Genomic DNA, 21538 nt, shown 5'->3' on the forward strand with positions numbered 1-21538 from the left:
TAAGACGAGGCAAAGTGTATGTGCTATATGAATGCCCGTCTTAGGTTATAGACGGCCTACAGGTTGATCGTTTTCGAATGAAGTGTTGTAGTACATGCGTGCATTCCTCCTTCTTAATTTTATAATGATATTATAACTTAATTTTCAGTTTATTGGGATGTTTCTTTAGAAAATGGAAATGGTGGTTGTCTAAGCAAGCATACTATATGGTAGAAAAACATATTTTTAAAATAAAAGAAACCAATTACATACTTGATAAGTATAGTAAGAGTAGGATGAAAAAGTAGATTAATAGAGAAAGAGGAGGAGATTGTTATAACTACAACCGTTATTTCTCATTTTTATAACGAAGAATATTTATTACCGTGGTGGCTTGCTCATCATACGAAACTGTTTGATCATGGCATTTTAATTAATAAAGGTTCAACAGATCGTTCGGTAGAAATTTGTAAAAAATTCGCACCACACTGGGAAGTACGAGATTCTGCAAATCCAGAGTTTGATGCATTTGCGACAGATCATGAAGTGATGATGGTAGAACAAGAAGTACAAGGATGGAAAATGATTTTAAATACGACCGAGTTTCTTTGTGTGCAAGATAAAAACCAGTTTTGGAAATCACTGAATGAATTGGGAGGAAGGATGTATTGGCTGGAAGGGCTTATTATGGTTGATGATCCTAACTACAATTATCCGGACCTTAACTTTGGACTACCTTTAATAAAACAGCGATTTCACGGTTATTTACCAGAAGATTGGTCGTTGTGGAGAAGAGGTAGATTTATTCATAATCATGAACACGGAAGTTATACGGTTGGAAGACATTTATCTGCGCATGAATCTATGATTTATCCGCCTCTTGCTTGTATATTATGGTTTGGGTTTAGCCCGTGGAACGATGCGATGAGAAAGAGAAAGTTACAAATTGGTCCGACTCTTTCTGAAGCTAGTAAGCATGGGGGAATGGGGACACATCATATTATTACACCGGAAAAACTAGAAGAATGGTATAAGGATTTAGCGAGAGGAACGAAGGATTTACGTTTTAGTAATGCATATCGTTATGTTTTTGTATAAATGATTCCCACCATAAAATTGTTTCTTCGATTCCTGTATTTAGATCGTATGTTGGTTTCCAGTTTACTTCAGTTTTTAAACGTTCTACATTAACGCCGACGAATAAAGGTTCATCTTTAGAGAAAGGGATTGCACCTAGTTTAATTAAATGTTCTTTTCCTATCTTTTTAGCAATGATAGAAGCTAATTCTTTAATTTGTACAGATTGACCAGAAGCGATATTGACTGTGCCTGTAACGCCATGTTCTAATACTGTTACGAGAGCATTAGCGACGTCGCCCACATGGAGGAAATCTCTTGATTGTTTTCCATGTGTACATAGTGCTTCCTCATTTTTTAATAAGGAAGTGATAATGTTAGAAACGAGCCGATTCCCTTGTTCGTGAGGGCCATACATATGAAAAATGCGGCCCCAACACATGCTGAGACCGGTTTGCTCGGCGTACGTTTGTAGCCAGGAGTGCAGTGCGTTTTTACATAATGAATACGGGGTTTTATAGGAAAGAAGCGGTGAATCTTCAAATAATACGCCGTTAAACCATTCATATTCTGCGCCAGTACCTGCAACGACGACTCGCTTTCCACCACATGTTGTGAAGTGTTGGATCAATGAGATACTGGATGTAAGCCAATAGTAATTATTAATAGATACATAACACGCTGGTGGTACTGCTTCCCAAGCTAAATGAATGAGATGACTAGGTTTCATGTCGTAAATGAGTTTTTTTATTTCTTCATCGTAAAGTAAGTTTACTTTATGCCAATGGCAAGAAAGGTGAGAAGGCTTATTTGTATTGTAAGTGGCGTGCACTTCATAGCCCTTTTGAATAAGAGAATGTACAACATATTTACCAATCCATCCACTACCGCCTGTTACAAGGATTTTTTTCATGGCTCAATTACCTCAACTTCTGGTATTGTTACTAAAAATTTGCCGCCCCATTCACGAATGAAAGAGCATTCTTTCATAATTTCATCTTTCAAATTCCAAGGAAGTATGAGAATGTAATCAGGTTTTGTACGTTTAATTTCTTCTGGAGATTGTATTGGAATGCGGGTTCCTGGTAGAAGGAGGTTTTGTTTGTGAGGGTTTTTATCTACTGTATAAGCTAGAAACTCTTTTCCTATCCCGCAATAATTTAAAAGGGTGTTTCCTTTAGCAGGAGCACCGTAACCGATAATTTGTTTATTTAAAGTTTTTGCTTCGATAAAAAACTTTAAAATATTTATTTTCAATTGTTCTATGCGTTTAGAAAAAAGGAGATAGCAATCTAATGTATCTAGCCCGTGAACTACTTCTTTTTGGATTAATTTTGTAACATTGGAATGGATAGTAAATGAGTCACTATGATGGTTTATAAAAATCCGCAATGAACCACCATGCGTTGAAAGTTCTTCAACATCGACAATTTGTAAATGATGATGAGCTAAAATTTTTTGAAGACTTATAAGTGAAAAATAGGAGAAGTGCTCATGGTAAATCGTATCAAACTGATTAAAGGATATGAGGTTTAATAAGTGCGGGAATTCAATTGTTATTGTGCCATCTTGTTTTAATAACGTTTTTAAACCGGCGACAAAATCATGCAAGTTCGGGACATGTGCTAATACGTTATTTGCGACGATTAAATCTGCTTGCGGTAATTTTTTTGCTAAGTCGTTGCTGAAAAAATCTACTTGAGTAGGAATTCCTTTTTGGATAGCGCTTTCTGCTACATTTTTTGCTGGTTCAATTCCTAACGTTTCGATATTTTCTTTTTGAAAGTATTGTAATAAGTACCCGTCGTTACTCGCAATTTCAATCACCCTTGAATGTTTCGTTAAGTGGAAGCGTTTAATCGCCATTTCTACATATTGCTTAGCGTGCAGTAGCCAGCTTGATGAGTAAGAACTGAAGTATAAATAGTCATGGAAAATATTGTGCGGAGATTCAAATTCATCTAATTGTACAAGTAAACAAGAGTTACAAACAAACGTGTGCAATGGATAAAATGGTTCCATTTTATATGAATGTTCTGGAGCTACAAATGAGTTAGCGAGAGGAGAAACACCTAAATCTAAAAAAGTATTTGTAAGTAATGAGTGGCAAAAACGGCATTTTTTCTGTTCCATTTTTAAGCCCCCTTATAAATTTTTGAATGCATCGATTTGTTGTCGCGTGACAGATTCCATATTTTCACCGGATGCATATTTTTTGTACCAATCAACAGTCCAAGCGATAGAATGATCTGTTGATAACTTAGGAGTCCAACCGAGTTTATTTACTGCTTTAGTACTATCGAGTGTTAAAATAGGTGATTCATAAGGGGTATTTGTATGAGGAGAAATGATTGTTAGTGGTTGATTCCATAATTTTATTATAGATTGGATGACATCATGAACGGTTCTGTTCGCTTCATTTATCGGGCCGAAATTCCACGCTGCTGCAAATTTGGCGTCTTTCCATAGCTTCTCAGCTAAAAGAATATATCCATGTAAAGGGTCTAATACGTGTTGCCACGGACGAATAGCGCTTTTGTTTCTAATATTTAATGTATTATCTTGTAAATATGCACGAATGATATCCGGGAATAATCGGTCTTTTGCCCAATCACCACCGCCGATGACGTTACCTGCTCTTACTGAGGCAAGTTTAAGTGTGTTAGTGCGGAAGAATGATTTTTGATAGGATGTTGCAACTAGTTCAGCACAAGCCTTACTAGCACTATAAGGATCGAAACCTCCTAGCCGGTCGCTTTCCACGAATGCCCGGTTACCGCTCCCGTCATTTTCATAACATTTATCACTTGTAACATTAATGATGCCACGTATACTTTCTATATGTTTAGCCGCTTCTAATACGTGAACAGTGCCTAAAACATTCGTTTTAAATGTTTCGATAGGATTTTTATATGAAGTGGTGACGATTGGCTGGGCTGCTAAATGAAATAGTATGTCAGGGTTATGTTGTTTCAGGGCCTGGAATAAAGAATCGTAATCTGTAATGTCGCCATTAATTGTCATACACTCTTTTGCTACGTTACCTTGTTCAAAAAGGTTAGGAATGGATGGTGGATGAGAAGAATAGCCGAATACCTCTGCACCAAAAGAAGTTAAGAAAAGGGTGAGCCATGAGCCCTTAAAGCCAGTATGTCCTGTAATAAATACTTTTTTCTTATTCCAAAAAGATGATGAAGCCATATTACCAAACCTTCCACGGAGCGTTATTACTTTCCCATAGCTCGACTAATTTATTTTTATCGCGCAATGTATCCATTGGATGCCAAAAGCCAGTATGTTGATATGCTGCTAGTTCATTTTTGTTTACTAACTGAACTAAAGTGTCTGTTTCAAAAACAGACTTATCTCCACTAATGTAATTGAAAACATCAGGATTTAAAATGAAAAAGCCACCGTTAACCCATCCACCATCACCTAATGGCTTCTCTTGAAAGGATGTTACAGACTGTTTATCTAATACGAGAGAACCAAATCTACCAGGAGGTTGTACGGCTGTAACAGTTGCCATTTTGCCGTGTTTTTTATGAAATGCAATGAGTTCGTTTATATTTACATTGCTTAATCCATCGCCGTAAGTGAGGCAGAAAGGTTCGTCTCCAACATAATTTTGAATCTTTTTTACTCGTCCACCCGTTTCGGTATTTACACCAGTATCGATTAGTGTAACTTTCCACGGTTCTACACGATGAGAATGGTTAGTAATTGTATTATCGCTTAAATGTATTGTGAAATCGGACATGTGTAAGTTGTAATTTAGAAAGAATTCTTTAATTGCATATCCTTTATAGCCTAAGCAAATAATAAACTCAGTAATCCCATAATGACTATACAAACTCATAATGTGCCATAGAATAGGTTTTGTTCCAATTTCAATCATAGGTTTTGGTTTTAAATGCGTTTCTTCCCCAATCCTTGTTCCGTATCCACCTGCAAGAATAACAGCTTTCATTTTTTCCTCCTAATTAAAAAGAATTTGATATCGATGTTATTATGATATGTACTTAAATTAGAAAGGAACGGGCAATTTCATAGTTATATTTTGTTCGTTTTGTTTTTTGAATTTGAGTATTTTATTATATAGTTAAATTAATAGGTTTGATCATAAAAGATAAGACGATAAATTTTGTATAAATTATGAATAATAAACCGTCACGTTTGACTGTACAGTTTATGTATTGTATGATGGTAGTAATATAAACAAGGGGGGAAGATCGTTGGGAAGGTGTATCGAATCGGACAGTTGGCTCTCATGGCTCACGTGTCGAAACGAACGATTGATTATTATACGAATCTAGGAATCTTAAAAGCGGAGCGATCTCAATCTAATTATCGTTATTACGATGAAACAGCATTTGAGACATTACAATTTATTGAGAAGTGCAAAGAAATGCATATGCCGCTTTGTGAGATTAAAGAGAAAATCGAGGAGAAGAAGAAGCTGCTCGGTATCAATGAACACGTTTCGAAACAAGTGAATGAAGTGACAGACCATATTCATCGATTAGAAGCAGAGTTAACGGAGTTAAAGCCGCTTTTAGATGGATTGACTGATTCACAACGTGAAAAAATATCGAAATCTTTATCTGGTCAAACGACAGCTTTAATACAGACACTTGCTCTATTATTATAGAAAAAGTGAAATCCGACCTCTTTAATTTTTGTATCGGGCTATGTTTTCTAATAAACAAATAAGAAAACATTATAGTATACAGGAGGTGGACACCTTAGTTTTTTAAACTAAGGGGATTCATTGGAAATATTTAATTTAGTCATGGTTGCGATTTTAATCGCATTTACTGGATTTTTCGTAGCAGCAGAGTTTGCGATTGTAAAGGTACGTTCAAGTCGTATTGATCAGCTTGTTGCGGAAGGGAAACGCGGTGCTTTAGCAGCGAAAAAGGTAACAACAAATTTAGATGAATATTTATCTGCTTGTCAATTAGGTATTACAGTTACAGCTATGGGATTAGGTTGGTTAGGTGAACCGACAATTGAAAAGTTATTACACCCGTTATTTGAGAAATGGAACATAAATCCTTCTATCTCATCAGTATTAACATTTGGTCTTGCTTTTATGCTAATGACGTATTTACACGTTGTAGTAGGGGAATTAGCTCCGAAAACGATGGCAATTCAAAAGGCTGAACAAGTAACGTTGTTATTGGCAGGTCCGTTAATGATGTTCTATAAAGTCATGTATCCATTTATTTGGGTATTAAACGGTTCAGCTCGTGTTGTAACTGGCTTATTCGGTTTGAAACCAGCTTCAGAACATGAAGTAGCTCATACAGAGGAAGAATTACGCCTTATCCTTTCAGATAGCTATGAAAGTGGCGAAATTAATCAGGCTGAATACAAGTATGTAAATAACATTTTTGAATTTGATAATCGTATTGCAAAAGAGATTATGGTACCGCGAACAGAAATCATTGGTTTCTACCTGGAAGATTCAGTAGAAGAACACATGAAAGTAATCCAAAATGAACGATACACACGTTATCCGATTTTTGGAGAAGATAAAGATGATATTATCGGTATGGTCAATGTAAAAGATTTCTTTATTCGATATATGAACAACGATAAAGAAGATTTATCATCGATTCGCACGTATATGCGTCCGATTATTGAAGTGATGGAAACGACTCCAATTCACGATTTATTACTTCAAATGCAGAAGAAGCGAATTCCGATGGCTGTTTTATATGATGAGTACGGAGGAACAGCAGGGATTGTAACGCTTGAAGACATCTTGGAGGAAATCGTCGGCGAAATCCGTGACGAATATGATGAAGATGAAGCACCACCAATTCAGCATGTGAATGAGCACCATAAAATCGTTGATGGAAAAGTGCTTATCTCAGAAGTAAAAGATTTGTTTGGATTACACATTGAAGAAGACGATGTGGATACAATCGGTGGCTGGATTATGATGCAAAATCATGAAATTGAAGAAGGACAATACGTTGAAGCGGAAGGCTATGCATTTAAAGTGCTAGAAAAAGATGCTTACCAAATTAAACGTGTTGAAATTCGTAAGATGGAGCAAGAACAAGAAGAAGAGAAAGCAGCAACTGTGTAAGTTGCTGCTTTTCTTCTGAAATACAAAAATGCAAAATTAGGAGCGGATATTTTGATTCAAGCAGCCTTACGTGTATATCGATTACAATTGTATGTGATCTTTAGTGGTTTACTACTTATGTGGACGATTACTCCGTTTGGAAAACAAGTAACAGGATTTGGTATCGGATTAGCTGTAAGTGCATATTGTCTTTGGTTATTAGCTCGTAGAGTGGAGAAACTAGGGAAAAGTATCGTAATGAAGGAAAAGGCTCCAGGATTAGGGGTTTTAAACCGATTTGCAGCTGCCATTTTAGGAGCTATCATCATGTATGAAATTGAGCATGAAATGGAAATGTGGGCATTTGGTACAGGCATTTTAGGTGGTCACTTTTTAATGATTGCGAATTTAGCTTATGCAAATATGCAGTTAGTGAGAGAAGAAGAGAAGCAAAGGGAACATGCTTCAAAAAACATAGAGCTATGATGAAAGGGACCTAATGGGGTTCCTTTTTTGAGTTTAAGCGAGTTAATGAAAGGAATTAAATTTACGACAAATATAATACGCTTCTTTTTTGCGTTTTTCAATAGTATGAAAAATAATGTAAAAAAATTTAAAAACCCATCGATTTCTAAAGGTTATGTATGTTATTATGACAAAAGACTTTTTGAAAGAGGTGGATACCAATGTTACAAGCGTTACTTATTTTTGTGCTTCAAATTATTTACGTTCCAATTTTGACAATCCGTACGATTTTGCTTGTAAAGAACCAAACAAGATCCGCTGCTGGTGTTGGATTGTTAGAAGGAGCTATTTACATTGTCAGTTTAGGTATTGTGTTTCAAGATTTATCAAATTGGATGAACATCGTTGCCTATGTCATTGGCTTTAGTGCGGGACTATTATTAGGCGGTTATATAGAGAATAAATTAGCAATTGGTTATATTACGTATCAAGTTAGTTTACTAGACCGTTGTAATGAATTAGTAGATGAATTGCGTCACTCTGGATTTGGCGTTACAGTGTTTGAAGGCGAAGGTATTAATTCTATACGTTATCGCTTAGATATCGTTGCAAAGCGTTCTAGAGAAAAAGAACTGTTAGAAATTATTAATGAAATTGCACCGAAAGCCTTTATGTCTTCTTATGAAATCCGTTCATTTAAAGGTGGATATTTAACGAAGGCGATGAAGAAAAGAGCGTTAATGAAGAAGAAAGATGAACATGCATCGTAAGGAAAAGGGAGTAGTGCAGCTGTAAAAGCATGTCATAATCCCTATATAAAAAAGAGAGGAATCTACATTAAAATAGATTCCTCTCTTTTTTATGGATTTTTTTTTTCTACTCTTTCTCAGATTAACAATTAACCATACAAATTGAATAATTAGTGGTAATATAAATGCAATTAATAAAACGATAAAGGCAATTAATTTCAGTTCAAGTGTTTGAGTAACACCGGTCCCATCAACCTCTCTTAGCCAAATGATAGCTGTCAATATCCCGAACGTTATAATTCAAAATATGTTACCAATCCACCAATAAATCCATCTTCTTTTCATGCTAGCACCCCTTACATTTACCCTCTGTTAAAAGTGAATTTTCGTTCGTTACATTTATAATGAAATACCTATAAAATTAATTTTTTTTAACTGTATATCTAACTTGTTTAAAGGTTACCATGTCTCCATCTTGAGTATCATCTTTCGTTTGCAAAAGTTGGACTTTTGGTTTGTAATCTGTCCTATGAGCGTGCTCGATATCTTTAATGTTAACTTTGTAGGATTCACCATTCTTTATTTTTTGTGCCAATACTTTTTTATTGGCAACATAAATAAAAGTTACTTTATTTTCATCAATACCTTCAGTCTTAATTTCTAATTCATTATCTTTTGTTGTAATCGTTGGTGTTAATAATTCCATACTGCCTTTCCCGGTTTCTAAAGAATTTTCTGCTATAGTTGAACATCCGGATAATGTGATTCCGGTGAATAGAAGAAAAGCTAATTTCTTTTTCATAACATCCCTCGATTTCAAGTGATTTTTGGCATTGCTAGACTGCTAGTGAGGTACGCAAATGTTTAGTTAGCACTCCATTTAATTGTACCATAATATGTAAATTGAAACAGGCTGTATATCAAATCTAAGGGAAATTAAGAAGTTTATTTATTGTTGTACATTCGTGTGTTTTAGCTTCTATTTCAATCGAAATGTAGACAAGAGAAAGAAATTTTTGTAGAAATTACAATTTTTACATTTTACAATAATGATAGGGAATAGAGGAATTCATTCACTTCGGAGGTAGTTACTTGAACATTAACGAGAAGGCAATTGAACTGTTTGAACAAAATGAATATGAGGAAGCAATGGAACTGTTTCAACAAGCAGTACATGAATCTAGAGACGTACAATCGCTCAATAATCTTGCTTGGATGTACTTTTACGAGGAAGAAAATGACGGTAAAGCTCTGGAATTAATAAAAGAAGTTGTTAAGTTGAATCCTTCCTCATACTTCCCTTATAACATTTTAGGGGACATTTACATAAAACAAGAAAAGTGGACAGAAGCGAAAGAAGTATTACAAAAGTCTATTTCGATTCAACCATCCGATGAAGCATATCACAATGTAGCTGTAGCGCATTATAACCTTGGAGAGCTGGAAGAAGCTTCGAAATTTTTCTTGCGAGTTGCAGGGGATTCGGACTATATCATGTATTGCTATGTAAAATGTTTAATTGATTTAGAGCGAACGACAGAAGCGAAAGAGAAGTTAGATGCTTTTAACAGGAAATCTGATGATTTTTTAGGAGAAGTTAATATAGCAGATTTATATGTTGAGTTGAATTGCTATAACGAAGCAATTGAATGGTTCGAAAAGGGATACAAAGAAGTTTGGAAAAGTCCTAACTGGATTAGTAGGTTTGTGTATGCTCTATATAAAGCTAATAATTTCTCCCGTATAAATGAAGTTATACGGGAATCTATCGAAGCGAAGACAGCAGAAATAGAAGATGTCCAGAATGAAGAAGTAGAAGAAAACTGGACGGAAAACGATAAGAAAGAGTTAATTGAGGAATATACAGAAGAGAATAATTGTTATAAAAAAATGATAGAACGTATCAAATCTGGATATGTTCCAGAGTTAGAATTTGAAATGGATTATATAGGGGCTTGCTATTTATTTGGTTGTAAAAGACATAATCATCTTGAATATGAAGAATAAAAAAATTCGACTGTCACATATGACGGTCGAATCTTTTTCATTATAGGTTGCTTGTATTACATAGGTATATATCCATCCTCTTTAGAGTCTCCTTTTTTAATATTTAAAATATGTAGTGAAATAAAACCAATAAGCCCTATTCCGCCAAAAATAAGCCATGGTGTATACATTCCGTTTAAGTTGGATGTAAAAGATGTACCGGTATAATTGCCGATGATAAAACCAAATGCGAGTGATAGTTGATAAAATCCGAAGTAAGTAGCTGTATATGATTCATTACTGTAATTTGAAATAGCGATATCAGCGTTAGGTAATACGAGTGTTTCACCGATTGTAAATAAAATTACACAAATAAATAGCCAATATGGGTGTTGAAATAAAGGAATGAGTAAAAAGGAAATACTCATTAATAAAACACCATATTTAATAATCGAAAGTGTGTTGTATTTGTGAAATAGTTTTCGGAATAATACCATAAATATGACGCCTGTTATTGCATTTATCGTAATAACTAATGTAGCGAGTTGGTTGCTATTACTAATGTTTTTCATATGAAGTGGAAGTGCGACAGTAAGCTGAGTAAACATAATATAGAAGGAAATCATGATAAATGAAAACAGAAGGAAAGACTTGTTTTGTAAGATGGCCTGTATTCCTAATGTAATAGACGTGTTTTCAGTAGTGACTTGGAAGTGATTTTTAAGTAAGTAAAAGATAAAAGCGAATAACAGCATAAGAGATCCTGTTAGAGAGAAAGCATAGATTGGATCGAGTAAAAGTAAGAACCCTCCTGCAATTGGTCCGATTATTGCACCGCAATTAAAACTAAGGTTTAAATGTGTAAATAAATTTTTTCTCATATGAGCTGGTTGTGAGCCGAATATGGCACGAGCAGCAGGTTCGTAAAATGCAGTTCCGAAGCCAATAAGTGCAGAAGAAATAGAAATTGTATAGAAATCAGAACATATTCCTAAAGCGATAAATCCGATTCCTCTTAAAAATAATCCGGCTATCATCATAATGATATAGCCGATTTTGTCAGCAATTAATCCTGAAAATAATGGGATAACTCTTGATGTGATTGTCATAACCGTCAACACTGTTCCTACTTGAACAGCTGAAAAATGGAGAAAGGTTAATAGATAAATAGCTAAAAATGCGTATACTGCAAAATATCCAAAAGACATAAAAAATGAAGAAATAAGCATGAAACGTATCGGTATTGAGAAACTTTTCATAAAACTCCTCCTAATATTGTAACCAGTAAAATATTTTGATGGTTAACTGTTTTGTATTATAATTATACATAAAGTCAGAAAAAAGTAAATTTTAAGAAGAAGGTGAATGGAATTGAATCAGAACGCACCAAATGAACTAGAATATATTCGGGAATTTTTAAATACATGGAAAGTACCAAACGATACGAGAGAGCCAATTGATTTGCTGCAAACAGAAGAAGATATAAAGCTCTTTATGAAAGAATATTTTCATGAAGAGCTCCCTTTTCATACGATAGAGGAATTAAAAGGTTTTCGAGAAGATATTCGGGTGGCAATTGAAGGCGAAGGATCGTTGCAAAAATGGTTAGAGAAATACCCATTTCATGTACAGGTAAAGGAAGATATGAAAGGTATTACATATAGGCCTGTGCACGAAGAGAATGTATATACAAAAGTCTTAAGCATTGTGTTAATGTTAATTCAAGAAAATTTGTGGGGAAGGTTAAAAGCATGTCCAGATTGTCGGTGGGTATTTTATGATCATTCGCGAAATGGAAGCAAAAGATGGTGTGGTATGTATGCTGGAGAAGAAGGAGGAAGAGCGTGCGGAACGATTGCGAAAGTGAAAAATTACCGGGCGAAGAGAAAAGGGAGATCGGGTTATGATGTGTAATTAATATTAGGGGAAGAAAATAGGATGGGGGAATGAAGGATATGAAAAGTACACAGATGTTAGCTTTAAATAAAAAGTGTTGGGATACAGTTGCACCATATTTCTTTCAAGTGGATTGTTTACCGAAATATGGTCCGTATACAGCGTCTGAAGATGAGATTCATTTGTTCGATTCAATCAGAAATAAAAAGGTTCTTGATATTGGGTGTGGAAGTGGGCATTCGTTGCAATATATGGCAGAGCACGGGGCAGAGGAAGTATGGGGTCTTGATCTTTCAAGTGAACAAATTAAAACAGCGAATGAAACGTTAAAGTGTTGGAATCCAAAGTTAGTATGCGGAGCGATGGAAGAAGAAGGAGATATTCCGAAAGAATATTTTGATATTGTATATTCCATTTATGCATTAGGTTGGACTTCGAACTTAAGAAAAACGTTGGAACTAATTTATTCATATGTAAAGCCAGGAGGAAGTTTTATTTTTAGCTGGGAGCATCCCGTATATTCAAACTTAATGTATGGAACAGAGGAGATTGCTTTAAGCTCGTCTTATCATGAGGAAACTCCTATTACGTTTGAAACATTTAAAGGGGAAAATGTACAAGCAACGTTATATAAAAGAAAAATGAGTACATACATAAATGAGTTAAATAGAGTTGGTTTTACAATTGAGAGGATTGAAGAGCCTGAACCAGCTAGCTCATTTGCTGAAGAATTAGCGGAACCTTCTACGAAATATTATTCTTTATATAAAGCTAGAATGGTGCCAACTACTTTTATTATTAAGGCGAGAAAGTAATATATTATAAAAGGAGCCCATTGTAAAATCTATATAGTCAACCCGTCTTGTTTGATGGGTTGATTTTTTTGTGTGTATTATAATAAGAGATGATTAATAGTTAGATGGGAAGTGTTTGTTTGATAGTACACACAGTTAAACCTCTTCATATATATAGAAAAATGCGAGAAGACGGTTTTTATAGCGGTAATGAAAAATATGTTTGGCCAGAATTTAAATCTTCATATGCTTGGATGATGGAGCAAATGAAAGAAAGGCTTCCTAATTATGATGGTTCAACTTATCCTGTATGGCTTTGGCATAAAAGACCAGATCAGAACCGACCAGGGATGCTACCTAAAGGTCAAAAAGGTGTTATCATTACATTAGACATACCAGATGAGGATATTCTTTGGTCATGTTTTGACTCTTGGCATTGTGTTTTAAACAAGTGGCTATTAACTCAGACAGAAGAAGAATATAATCAATTAGAAGAAGACGGATTTTCTGAAGAAGAAATGATATCTTCATGGTCCAATATTTTTGATTTTAATTGGTTAAAAAGCTCAGAAGAAGATTGGCTTGGATTTGACCTAGATTGGGTTCAGGGTGTAACACCACGTATTGAAATGAAAAATGTAATTAAAGTAAATCGGTTTATTACTAAGTAGAGGGGAGAGTTAACACTGCAGTGACTCCTATCAAGTAAACCATAATTAAAAAACATAACGAAGCAATCTGAGTTCTAAATTTATATGGACTCAGGTTATTTAATTTTTTCTTTTGAAATCTTGTATGATTATAAGAATGTATATATTTGCTTATAGCAAGCTTAAACGTAGTGAGAATAGTATAAGAAATATCAAAAACACAAGGAATGTCTTTTTAGACACACCTTGTGTTTTTGATGTTAAATGAACCATTTCTTTATCTTTTCGGTTGAAAAATATGCTGAAAGAAGTATTTGTGATGTAAGTTATCTACAACTTTATTTGCTTGATATGTGCGGTGTTGTTCGAGTCGAAGTCTTTGCTCCATCATTTTTATAGCGTGATCAGATAAACGTAACATTTTACATTTCTCCTTTTCTATAAATATAGGTGACTATTTGGTATCGATCCCACATTTATAATTAAGGAGGCAAAATGTGTAACATAGGCAAAAAGCACCTTCCTCTCCCATTACGCTTACGAGGTTAGCTGTCGGACTCGGGAAGTGAGAGTTTCCCTACTTAAAAAAGATTCGCCCCAAGTAGCAAAGCTACAAAAATGGTTCCCCCGCTCCAAATTTCGGACTCAGCAAAAGGTTTTATAAAGTAAAAGATAACATAAATAAATTGATGAGTCAAACTATTTGTTGTTTTCTGATTTTTTAAGTGAGGTTAAAACCACTCCATCGGGTAATATGATATCCTTTACTTCAATAAAGCCATGTTTTTTATATAAAGACAGAGCAGGTGTATTTTCTTTCCCTGTTTGTACAATATATGTTTTGGAAGGGGAGAACATGTCAAATACATAAAGTAGTAGTTTTGTAGCAATTCCTTTATGAAAATGATCAGGGGATACGACTAAACGATGAATATCAACTTCCTCTTCATCCATTTTAAAAGAAATAAACCCAGCAAGTGTATCTTCATAAAAATAGCCGTAGAAAATTTCATCACATGATTGAATATCGGCTACAGTATCATAAAGGCGAGGGATAGCTGTACTATTTATATATTTTGCCTCGATTTCATAAGCGGGTATTTGAATATTTAAAATAGAAGTAGCCGTGTTGTGAGAAATTGTTATTAATTTTTGAATCATAGGGTAAAACCTCCTTGTAGACTTTATTTTCATAGATTTGACAACATTTTTCTTTATTGGATATAATAATTATAATAGTTACATAATAATTTAGTATCAAAAAGAAATACACCATAATAGAAATGGAGGACTAAAAATGGGATGGATTATCACATTAATAGTTGGTGCTATTATAGGTGCAATTGCTAGTTCTATAACGGGTAAAAATTTCCCAGGTGGTATGTTCGGCAATATTATCGCAGGTTTATTAGGTGCTTCGTTAGGCAGTAGATTATTTGGATCTTTTGGGCCATCTTTTGGTGGGATTCATGTTGTGCCAGCATTATTAGGAGCAATCGTTTTAATTCTTATTGTATCATTTGTAGTGAAAGCTGCAAAGAAATAGATATATAGATTATGATGAAAAGCCCTGACTAAGGGCTTTTCATCATTCGAAGAGGTGGTTTCGTTGGAAAAAATAAATATAAGAAAAAGAGATAAGCTGAAAAGGTTTTTTAGAGAACACAATTATTTAGCGGTGTTACTTGGGTTTGCACTATTGTTCATTAATATTTTATTACTAACAAAAATATCATTTGTTTTTACACCGTTTATCGTCTTTTTAAAAACAATTTTCTTCCCAGTATTATTAGCGGGCGTGCTATTTTATATATTGCATCCATTCGTTTCGCTTTTAGAAAAGAAAGGTGTTTCAAGAATCGTATCAATAGCTTCTATATATATAATAGTACTAGGATTATTTGTATTTTTAGTTGTAACAGTAATCCCAATTATTAAAGATCAAATCGATGCGTTGATAGATAACTTACCGTATTTCGGTCATGAAATTGAACGAGCAGCACGTAGATTTGGGGAAAGTAATTTACTAAGCAAAATTCAAGAGAATTTAAATATTGATGTAGCGAGTATGGTAAAAGACTACACAGTTGATTTTACGAAGTCGTTATCATCAGTAACAGGAAATGTAACTGGATTTTTAAGTACTGTTACAGAGGTCGTTTTAACGTTTGTAATGGTTCCGTTTATATTGTTCTATCTTTTAAAAGATGGTGAGCAATTACCGAATCACTTCTTAAAGTTTATTTCAGAACAAAGACACCCAGCAGCGATGAGAATACTAGATGATATGCATTATGCGATTAGCTCGTATATTAGAGGTCAAATTATCGTTAGCTTGTTTATCGGTATTATGCTATTAATCGGTTACCTTATTATTGGTATTAAATATGCAGTATTACTCGCTATTTTAGCGATGATTGTAAATATCGTTCCATACGTAGGACCAATCATTGCAATTACACCAGCATTAATTATCGCGTTTATTGACTCGCCAGGGATGGTTTTAAAGGTAATTATTGTTATGATGGTTGTGCAATTAGCAGAAGGTAAATTTATTTCTCCGCAGGTCATGGGGAAAAAGCTAGATATTCACCCAATTACTATCATTTTTATTATTTTAACTGCCGGAAATTTATTTGGAATTATGGGGATTATTTTAGCGATCCCAGGATATGCGATATTAAAAGTGTTGGTTACGCACGGTTATCGATTTGTTAAGTTGAATACGTGAAAAAAAGAGCTAAAACAGTATTATCTGTTTTAGCTCTTTTTTATTAACAATTGATTTGCATATTGGTGTGCTCATTAATAAATGTATAGTATAGCCCCTAAAGGAGAGAATTTGAGTCTCAACGGTTTTAATGAAAAACAAAGTATAGTGCGTGATATTAGTTAAATGCCACCAAGTAATATCATTAGGTGAAGTAAGGAGTTCGCATTTCTTTTTCAAACTTATTAGTTGCATATATGAAAAAGTATGCTAATATAGGGTTACTTATTAAACGTGTTTAATAAGTATAATTAAAACCACTTATTAAAGTCGTTTAATAAGTGGACCCCATATAATAAAAAGGAGATGATTGTATGAAAACGGAGAAGGAAAAGATGTTGGCAGGAGAAATGTATATTGCGGATGATGAAGAATTAGTGGCTGATAGGGTGGAGGCAAAACGTTTAACACGCCTTTATAACGAGGCGATGGAGACAGGAGATGAACAACGTTTTACGTTATTAAATCAGCTTTTAGGTTCTTCAGCTGATGGGAAAACCCACATTAACCCTGATTTTCGTTGTGATTACGGCTACAATATCCATGTTGGAAAGAGCTTTTTCGCAAATTTTAATTGTGTTATTTTAGACGTTTGTGAAGTTCGAATCGGTGATAATTGTATGTTTGCACCTGGTGTCCATATTTATACGGCCACTCATCCTTTACATCCGGTGGAACGGAATTCTGGTAAAGAATATGGAAAGCCTGTAAAGATTGGTAACAATGTTTGGGTTGGCGGGGGAGCTATAATTAACCCTGGTATTTCAATTGGAGACAACGCTGTAATTGCTTCAGGGGCAGTTGTGACAAAAGATGTACCTAATAATGTAGTTGTTGGTGGTAACCCAGCCAAAGTTATTAAAACGATAGACTTATAGAAATCGTTTTTTACGGGTACATGAATAAACAGGTGTCTTATCGTATAGACAATGTGGAAGGCGTTAAAGATAGTATGAACAATCGTATAAAGACATTACTTGCCTCTCGAAACGCTCTATTCCTCTTATTTACTTTGCCAAGTGTTGGGTTTGCTGCAGTTTCTATCATCGATTATATAGCATTTTTAGTCGGTCCACCATTTTTAGGCATACTTGGAGAAGCGTTCGGAATAGGTAATGCCTTGCTAGCTGTTTTATTATTTGTTATCTTGTCTGGAATTGTATCGTCTGTTACGAGAGAGAATACATCGAGTTAAATACGGAGTGCCGCTAGTAGAAATATATCATCTCTATTGCTTTAGAAAATGATGTATGATATATTGTCAACGCAACTTATTAAAAGTGTTTAATAAGTATGTTGATTAAGGTGGTGAGCGATTTGAGTGAACAATTTGTTACTCAAAAATCGATTAAAGAGACGATTCTTCGCGGCATTCGTACAGCTCTTCTAGAGCGAGGTAGTGCAACGAAAGTTGAACTTAGTAATACATTAGAAATTAGTTTTCCAACGATAAGTAAATTTATAGAAAATATGAAACAAGACGGTGAAGTCACTTTAGTCGGTCTAGATGATTCAAGTGGTGGAAGAAGAGCGAAACGATATGCTTATAATCCGGAATATATGTTAGGTTTAGCGATATTTTTAGAAAAAAATGAGACAAACTATACAATTTTTAACTGTTTAGGGGAAGTAAAAGAGCAAGGAAGTACTTCAAGTGTATTAGTTGACACTGGCGTGAATCTATTATCTAAACATATTGAAAGTCTTATAGCTACATTCCCGAAAATAAGCTCTATATCAATTGGTGTGCCCGGTTCGGTTGATAATGGCCGAATTTTTTATATACCTGGTTATGAAAAGTTCCAAAATTTTAATTTGAAAAGTCATTTGGAGGATCTGTTTTCTATACCTGTAGTAATAGAAAACGATATGAATGCCGCAGTGCTCGGTTATTATAAAGGAACTGGAAATAACGACAATTCCTCTCTTGTATATTTATATTCAGGTCAAAATGGCCCAGGTGCGGGGATTATGGTAAATGGAGATGTCGTACGCGGAAGTACATTTTTCTCAGGAGAGATATCTTTCGTCCCGCAGTACGATAATAAAAATTTCTTGCAAGCTTTGAGAAGTGAAGACGAAGTTAAAAATTCCAATAATCCAGAGAAATATAATATAGATGCTATTACCCGTTTAATAGCTACATGTATCGCTATTATTAACCCTCATGGATTCATCTTCTGTGATGATGAAGTGAACCAATTTGTAATAGATCAAATTGTAAAAAGTTGTCCGCAGTACATTCCGGCGGAACATATTCCGAAAATAACAGTGAGTAATTGGAAAGAAGATTATTTGTATGGGTTAAAAAGCCTTGGACTGGATCTTATGATTACGAAAACAAATAAAGAAAATTAAATGTGCTGGCAATGAAGCATCCAATTGTCAGTTGAATAACATAAAAGAAAAGATGGCGATTATGAAAATTGAACATGTAGCAATTTGGGTGAATGATTTAGAAGGAATGCGTGATTTCTATAAACAGTACTTTAATGGTGAAGAAAATAGCTTATATCACAATCAGAAAAAGCAGTTTGAATCTTATTTCATAACTTTTGAAGGTGGTGCGCGTCTAGAACTTATGAGACAGGTAGGGATAGACGAGAAAGTACAAACGCAAACAATAGGATATGCGCATATTGCTTTTTCTGTAGGTAGTAAAGAAAAAGTGAACGAATTAACTAATACATTAAGAGAAGCGGGATACCCTGTGTTAAACGGCCCGCGTACTACAGGGGATGGTTACTATGAAAGTGTAGTAAGTGATCCTGAAGGAAATCAGATTGAGATAACGATCTAACGTTTTATTTACGGCAAACGATAAAGACCTCATTTCGCGTTATCATGACGAGAAATGAGGTCTTTATATTGCTATATAAAATGAAAGGAAGAGCCATTCTATTTCACGTATAAATTGGATTGCTGAAACTCCTGAATAATTCTTTCAATAACAGGAGGAAGGTTACTAGGTAACTCATCAAGTGGAAAGAAGCGTAGTTCTTTCGATTCCGTATGATCGCATACAAGCTCACCGTGGAATTCACGGCAAATATAAACAACGAGTACACCGTGTACTTGATCGCCGTTTGGATAGATTTGAAAGTAATCTGGTCCAGAGTATGTACGGAATAGTTCTGGATTTTTAATAATAAGTCCAGTTTCTTCATATACTTCTCGCTTTAAAGCGTCTTCTAATGTTTCGTTATATTCTAAAGCGCCGCCAATAATGCCCCAGCGGTTAAAGTCTGTGCGGAGCTGCAGTAATACTTCACCTTTTTCATTTACTATAATGGCGTGCGAACCTATTAAAATAAGTGGATGATTTCCTACTAAATTTCTCATGTCTTCAATATAACCCATGTTTTGACTCCTTGTTTTTAATAGTAATTAGGAAGTTCTTTTAACATTCTTTCTGTTTTACGTGCTGTAAAGGCTAAGTTATGATCATCTTTCGTTCTGAAAAATAAAGTGCGTAAAAAGGTTTTAATGTTGGCACATAAAATACAATACTCATTAAGTGAAAGGCGTTTTCTAATTTGGGGAAGCCTTTTTATTTTTTTATGAATAATAGAAATTAACTCGTCTTGCGGAAAGTCATGATACAGCATTGCTAGTAATGGCGTAACAATTCGTTCATCTTCGTTATTATGAAAAAGGTCAGATGGAATGAAGATTTTATTTAATAAGCAATGAATTAATTCTTCATACCATTCAAAGGTCGTATAAGAATTGTGAACAATTTCAGTAAAGGCATCAGATACGTGGGCAAGGCAATGAGCCCATCCTTTATTTTCGATATAGCCTCGAAAATCTGTTTCTAAGTTTGTGTATGTAATGAGTTTGTTTTTTATTTCTTCGATATCCTCCTCTGTAAAAAAGTAGTGCGAATTAGCGAATTGGAGTATTAACGCAAGTAGCGAAACAGTGTAAGAACGTGTGAAAACCCCATCTGTATGTGGGGAGTAAATGTCACAATATAAATACTCATCACGTAAACAAGTATGTAAAAGCAATTTCAATTGATCATCCATAAGGAATTCATGATGAATAAAATGAGCAAAACATTTATAGATAAGTTGGTAACGAACGTAACTATCAGTCGTTCCGATAAACTGAAGCATATTGAGCGTTAACTCATCTATATCTATATGTTGCAGTTGCGTATAGTCATTTTGTTGTATAAGCTCTAACTGTTGTTGCAGCGCTGTAATATCCAATGGAGAACCTCCTCCGCACTTTAAAGATGCGATCTTTTCTAGTATTCTATATATTCAAGGACAATCCTGCTCATGCAAGGAGAACAAGTAGAAATTCGATTATGACATAGATGAGGGAAGAATATGACGACTATAGAACAGTTTGAAAAAAACTTTAAAATAAGAAGAAATGCTTCTTCTATCATGATAAAAGAAAATAATGCAGAGCCTTTTACAGAAGCGCAATTAGAAGAAATAATGCAATATTGCGTTACTGAGGCTGAAAAAGAGGGAATAGAAAACTTACAATTTGAGATCTCTTCAAAAAGTCCAAATTATGATGTGTATAAGAAATGTTTCGAAACGCATTCATTTGAATATGTTACTGAAAACAGGATTGTATGTAAGGATATATATGAAGTAGAAGATGTAGAAAGTGAAATTGATTTTAAGCTGATTGAAGAAGTAGGAGAAGATACTTTTTATTCTCTTTGGAGTGAAATGACGGAAGAACAAGTCACTTACGATCAATTTGTAAATATGATGCTACAAGAAATCGGGGAGCAGTGGAAAGAACATTGTTTAACCGCGAGTATTAATGAAGAGCCGATCGGAATTGTAATCCCGCATATTGAGAGAGGTACGTTAGAAGAAGGAAAACTCATGTATTTCGCAGTCGCTCCAAATATGCGAAATAAAGGGTATGAAGCAGCATTCTTTACAGGGGCAATGTTTGTCTTAAAGGAAATAGGTGCCTCTTATTATATCGGTGAGGCAAATGTACAAAATGAGTGGATGAAGGATGTTTTTGAAAAGAACGGATGTCAGCTGCTAAGTTGTACTGAGCGGTATGTGAGGAAGTTTTAGAAGGATGAATGATGTATACTCTCGAACTCA

General features: G+C 34.6%; 27 protein-coding genes, 1 pseudogene and 1 riboswitch. Of the genes and pseudogenes, 16 read left to right on the forward strand and 12 right to left on the reverse strand.

The genetic code is table 11. From position 1 onward, the window contains the following. Positions 1–291 precede the first annotated feature (291 nt). Positions 292–1077, forward strand: a complete 786-nt coding sequence (locus QCI44_RS10885) for a glycosyltransferase family 2 protein (protein WP_033659734.1) — start codon at positions 292–294, stop codon at positions 1075–1077. On the opposite strand, the gene QCI44_RS10890 is transcribed toward QCI44_RS10885, so the two are convergent. From QCI44_RS10890 to rfbF, 4 genes are read right to left on the reverse strand one after another with little or no spacing between them, the layout of a single operon-like run. Next, positions 1046–1969: an NAD-dependent epimerase/dehydratase family protein gene (locus QCI44_RS10890; RefSeq protein WP_016135024.1), complete on the reverse strand. Its 924-nt coding sequence runs from the start codon at positions 1967–1969 to the stop codon at positions 1046–1048. The genes QCI44_RS10885 and QCI44_RS10890 overlap by 32 nt on opposite strands. Beyond that, positions 1966–3189, reverse strand: coding sequence for a class I SAM-dependent methyltransferase (locus QCI44_RS10895; protein WP_016087007.1), 1224 nt, complete (start codon positions 3187–3189; stop codon positions 1966–1968). Before QCI44_RS10895 ends, QCI44_RS10890 begins: the two co-directional genes overlap by 4 nt. A gap of 12 nt (positions 3190–3201) precedes the next feature. Then, positions 3202–4257, reverse strand: a complete 1056-nt coding sequence (rfbG, locus tag QCI44_RS10900) for a CDP-glucose 4,6-dehydratase (protein WP_016135023.1) — start codon at positions 4255–4257, stop codon at positions 3202–3204. A gap of 1 nt (position 4258) precedes the next feature. Then, positions 4259–5026 carry a glucose-1-phosphate cytidylyltransferase gene (gene rfbF, locus QCI44_RS10905; protein WP_016135022.1) on the reverse strand — a complete coding sequence of 256 codons (768 nt, stop codon included), beginning with the start codon at positions 5024–5026 and terminating at the stop codon, positions 4259–4261. 273 nt (positions 5027–5299) lie between these two features. On the opposite strand from rfbF, the gene QCI44_RS10910 reads away from it, so the two are divergent. From QCI44_RS10910 to QCI44_RS10925, 4 genes are all read left to right on the forward strand, one after another. Beyond that, positions 5300–5707, forward strand: coding sequence for a MerR family transcriptional regulator (locus QCI44_RS10910; RefSeq protein WP_000285637.1), 408 nt, complete (start codon positions 5300–5302; stop codon positions 5705–5707). Between the two features lie 120 nt (positions 5708–5827). After that, positions 5828–7156, forward strand: a complete 1329-nt coding sequence (locus QCI44_RS10915; protein WP_016135021.1) for a hemolysin family protein — start codon at positions 5828–5830, stop codon at positions 7154–7156. 51 nt (positions 7157–7207) lie between these two features. Further along, positions 7208–7621 carry an ATP synthase subunit I gene (locus QCI44_RS10920; RefSeq protein ID WP_016135020.1) on the forward strand — a complete coding sequence of 138 codons (414 nt, stop codon included), beginning with the start codon at positions 7208–7210 and terminating at the stop codon, positions 7619–7621. Positions 7622–7821: 200 nt separating this feature from the next. Further along, on the forward strand, positions 7822–8370 hold the full coding sequence (locus QCI44_RS10925; RefSeq protein ID WP_000938438.1) for a DUF2179 domain-containing protein: 549 nt from the start codon (positions 7822–7824) through the stop codon (positions 8368–8370). Between the two features lie 99 nt (positions 8371–8469). On the opposite strand, the pseudogene QCI44_RS10930 reads toward QCI44_RS10925, so the two are convergent. After that, a pseudogene (locus QCI44_RS10930) lies at positions 8470–8649 on the reverse strand (DUF3923 family protein); the annotation flags it as partial. A 121-nt stretch (positions 8650–8770) separates the two neighbouring features. After that, entirely contained in the window at positions 8771–9169 is a 399-nt protein-coding gene (locus QCI44_RS10935) for a hypothetical protein (protein WP_080117910.1), read from the reverse strand. A 272-nt stretch (positions 9170–9441) separates the two neighbouring features. Between QCI44_RS10935 and QCI44_RS10940 the strand changes: the two genes are divergently transcribed. Then, positions 9442–10356 carry a tetratricopeptide repeat protein gene (locus tag QCI44_RS10940; protein ID WP_016135019.1) on the forward strand — a complete coding sequence of 305 codons (915 nt, stop codon included), beginning with the start codon at positions 9442–9444 and terminating at the stop codon, positions 10354–10356. Positions 10357–10412: 56 nt separating this feature from the next. Here the strand turns inward: QCI44_RS10940 and QCI44_RS10945 are convergent, their stop codons facing one another. Further along, the gene (locus tag QCI44_RS10945; RefSeq protein ID WP_016087014.1) at positions 10413–11594 is read right to left on the reverse strand and encodes an MDR family MFS transporter; all 1182 of its coding nucleotides are present in this window, start codon (positions 11592–11594) and stop codon (positions 10413–10415) included. A gap of 112 nt (positions 11595–11706) precedes the next feature. On the opposite strand from QCI44_RS10945, the gene QCI44_RS10950 reads away from it, so the two are divergent. The 3 genes from QCI44_RS10950 (at position 11707) to QCI44_RS10960 (ending at position 13696) form a co-directional block, all read left to right on the forward strand. Beyond that, positions 11707–12249, forward strand: a complete 543-nt coding sequence (locus QCI44_RS10950; RefSeq protein ID WP_353811121.1) for a CGNR zinc finger domain-containing protein — start codon at positions 11707–11709, stop codon at positions 12247–12249. A gap of 41 nt (positions 12250–12290) precedes the next feature. Further along, the gene (locus QCI44_RS10955) at positions 12291–13046 is read left to right on the forward strand and encodes a class I SAM-dependent methyltransferase (protein WP_016087016.1); all 756 of its coding nucleotides are present in this window, start codon (positions 12291–12293) and stop codon (positions 13044–13046) included. Between the two features lie 119 nt (positions 13047–13165). Next, complete coding sequence (locus QCI44_RS10960; protein ID WP_033659733.1) at positions 13166–13696, forward strand: DUF3841 domain-containing protein; 531 nt, start codon at positions 13166–13168, stop codon at positions 13694–13696. Here QCI44_RS10960 and QCI44_RS10965 read toward each other — a convergent pair. The 3 genes from QCI44_RS10965 to QCI44_RS10975 all read right to left on the reverse strand — a co-directional run bounded on the left by QCI44_RS10965 (position 13689) and on the right by QCI44_RS10975 (position 14836). Further along, positions 13689–13904: an IS3 family transposase gene (locus QCI44_RS10965; RefSeq protein WP_082181487.1), complete on the reverse strand. Its 216-nt coding sequence runs from the start codon at positions 13902–13904 to the stop codon at positions 13689–13691. The two genes, QCI44_RS10960 and QCI44_RS10965, sit on opposite strands and share 8 nt — an antisense overlap. 48 nt (positions 13905–13952) lie before the next feature. Then, positions 13953–14096: a hypothetical protein gene (locus QCI44_RS10970; RefSeq protein ID WP_000945246.1), complete on the reverse strand. Its 144-nt coding sequence runs from the start codon at positions 14094–14096 to the stop codon at positions 13953–13955. Positions 14097–14193: 97 nt separating this feature from the next. Further along, positions 14194–14336, reverse strand: a riboswitch (cyclic di-AMP (ydaO/yuaA leader). A gap of 38 nt (positions 14337–14374) precedes the next feature. Next, positions 14375–14836 carry a GNAT family N-acetyltransferase gene (locus QCI44_RS10975; RefSeq protein ID WP_016087018.1) on the reverse strand — a complete coding sequence of 154 codons (462 nt, stop codon included), beginning with the start codon at positions 14834–14836 and terminating at the stop codon, positions 14375–14377. Between the two features lie 136 nt (positions 14837–14972). Between QCI44_RS10975 and QCI44_RS10980 the strand changes: the two genes are divergently transcribed. The 6 genes from QCI44_RS10980 (at position 14973) to QCI44_RS11005 (ending at position 19245) form a co-directional block, all read left to right on the forward strand. Beyond that, on the forward strand, positions 14973–15221 hold the full coding sequence (locus QCI44_RS10980) for a GlsB/YeaQ/YmgE family stress response membrane protein (protein ID WP_016087019.1): 249 nt from the start codon (positions 14973–14975) through the stop codon (positions 15219–15221). Positions 15222–15284: 63 nt separating this feature from the next. Continuing rightward, entirely contained in the window at positions 15285–16406 is a 1122-nt protein-coding gene (locus QCI44_RS10985) for an AI-2E family transporter (protein ID WP_016087020.1), read from the forward strand. Positions 16407–16759: 353 nt separating this feature from the next. Continuing rightward, positions 16760–17323, forward strand: a complete 564-nt coding sequence (locus tag QCI44_RS10990) for a maltose O-acetyltransferase (RefSeq protein ID WP_000845606.1) — start codon at positions 16760–16762, stop codon at positions 17321–17323. 74 nt (positions 17324–17397) lie between these two features. Next, complete coding sequence (locus QCI44_RS10995; protein ID WP_223261030.1) at positions 17398–17640, forward strand: hypothetical protein; 243 nt, start codon at positions 17398–17400, stop codon at positions 17638–17640. 122 nt (positions 17641–17762) lie between these two features. Next, complete coding sequence (locus tag QCI44_RS11000; RefSeq protein WP_016087022.1) at positions 17763–18803, forward strand: ROK family transcriptional regulator; 1041 nt, start codon at positions 17763–17765, stop codon at positions 18801–18803. A 61-nt stretch (positions 18804–18864) separates the two neighbouring features. Beyond that, positions 18865–19245: a VOC family protein gene (locus QCI44_RS11005; protein ID WP_033659732.1), complete on the forward strand. Its 381-nt coding sequence runs from the start codon at positions 18865–18867 to the stop codon at positions 19243–19245. 98 nt (positions 19246–19343) lie between these two features. Here QCI44_RS11005 and QCI44_RS11010 read toward each other — a convergent pair whose 3' ends face one another. Both QCI44_RS11010 and QCI44_RS11015 read right to left on the reverse strand, forming a co-directional pair. Further along, on the reverse strand, positions 19344–19805 hold the full coding sequence (locus QCI44_RS11010; protein ID WP_016087024.1) for an NUDIX hydrolase: 462 nt from the start codon (positions 19803–19805) through the stop codon (positions 19344–19346). Between the two features lie 17 nt (positions 19806–19822). After that, complete coding sequence (locus tag QCI44_RS11015) at positions 19823–20662, reverse strand: DUF2785 domain-containing protein (RefSeq protein ID WP_016087025.1); 840 nt, start codon at positions 20660–20662, stop codon at positions 19823–19825. A gap of 123 nt (positions 20663–20785) precedes the next feature. Between QCI44_RS11015 and QCI44_RS11020 the strand changes: the two genes are divergently transcribed. Continuing rightward, positions 20786–21508, forward strand: a complete 723-nt coding sequence (locus QCI44_RS11020; RefSeq protein WP_016087026.1) for a GNAT family N-acetyltransferase — start codon at positions 20786–20788, stop codon at positions 21506–21508. The last annotated feature ends 30 nt before the right edge of the window (positions 21509–21538 follow it).

Origin of the sequence: Bacillus cereus group sp. RP37 (assembly GCF_040459695.1) — a bacterium.
In the GTDB taxonomy this organism is placed as follows: Bacteria; Bacillota; Bacilli; order Bacillales; family Bacillaceae_G; genus Bacillus_A.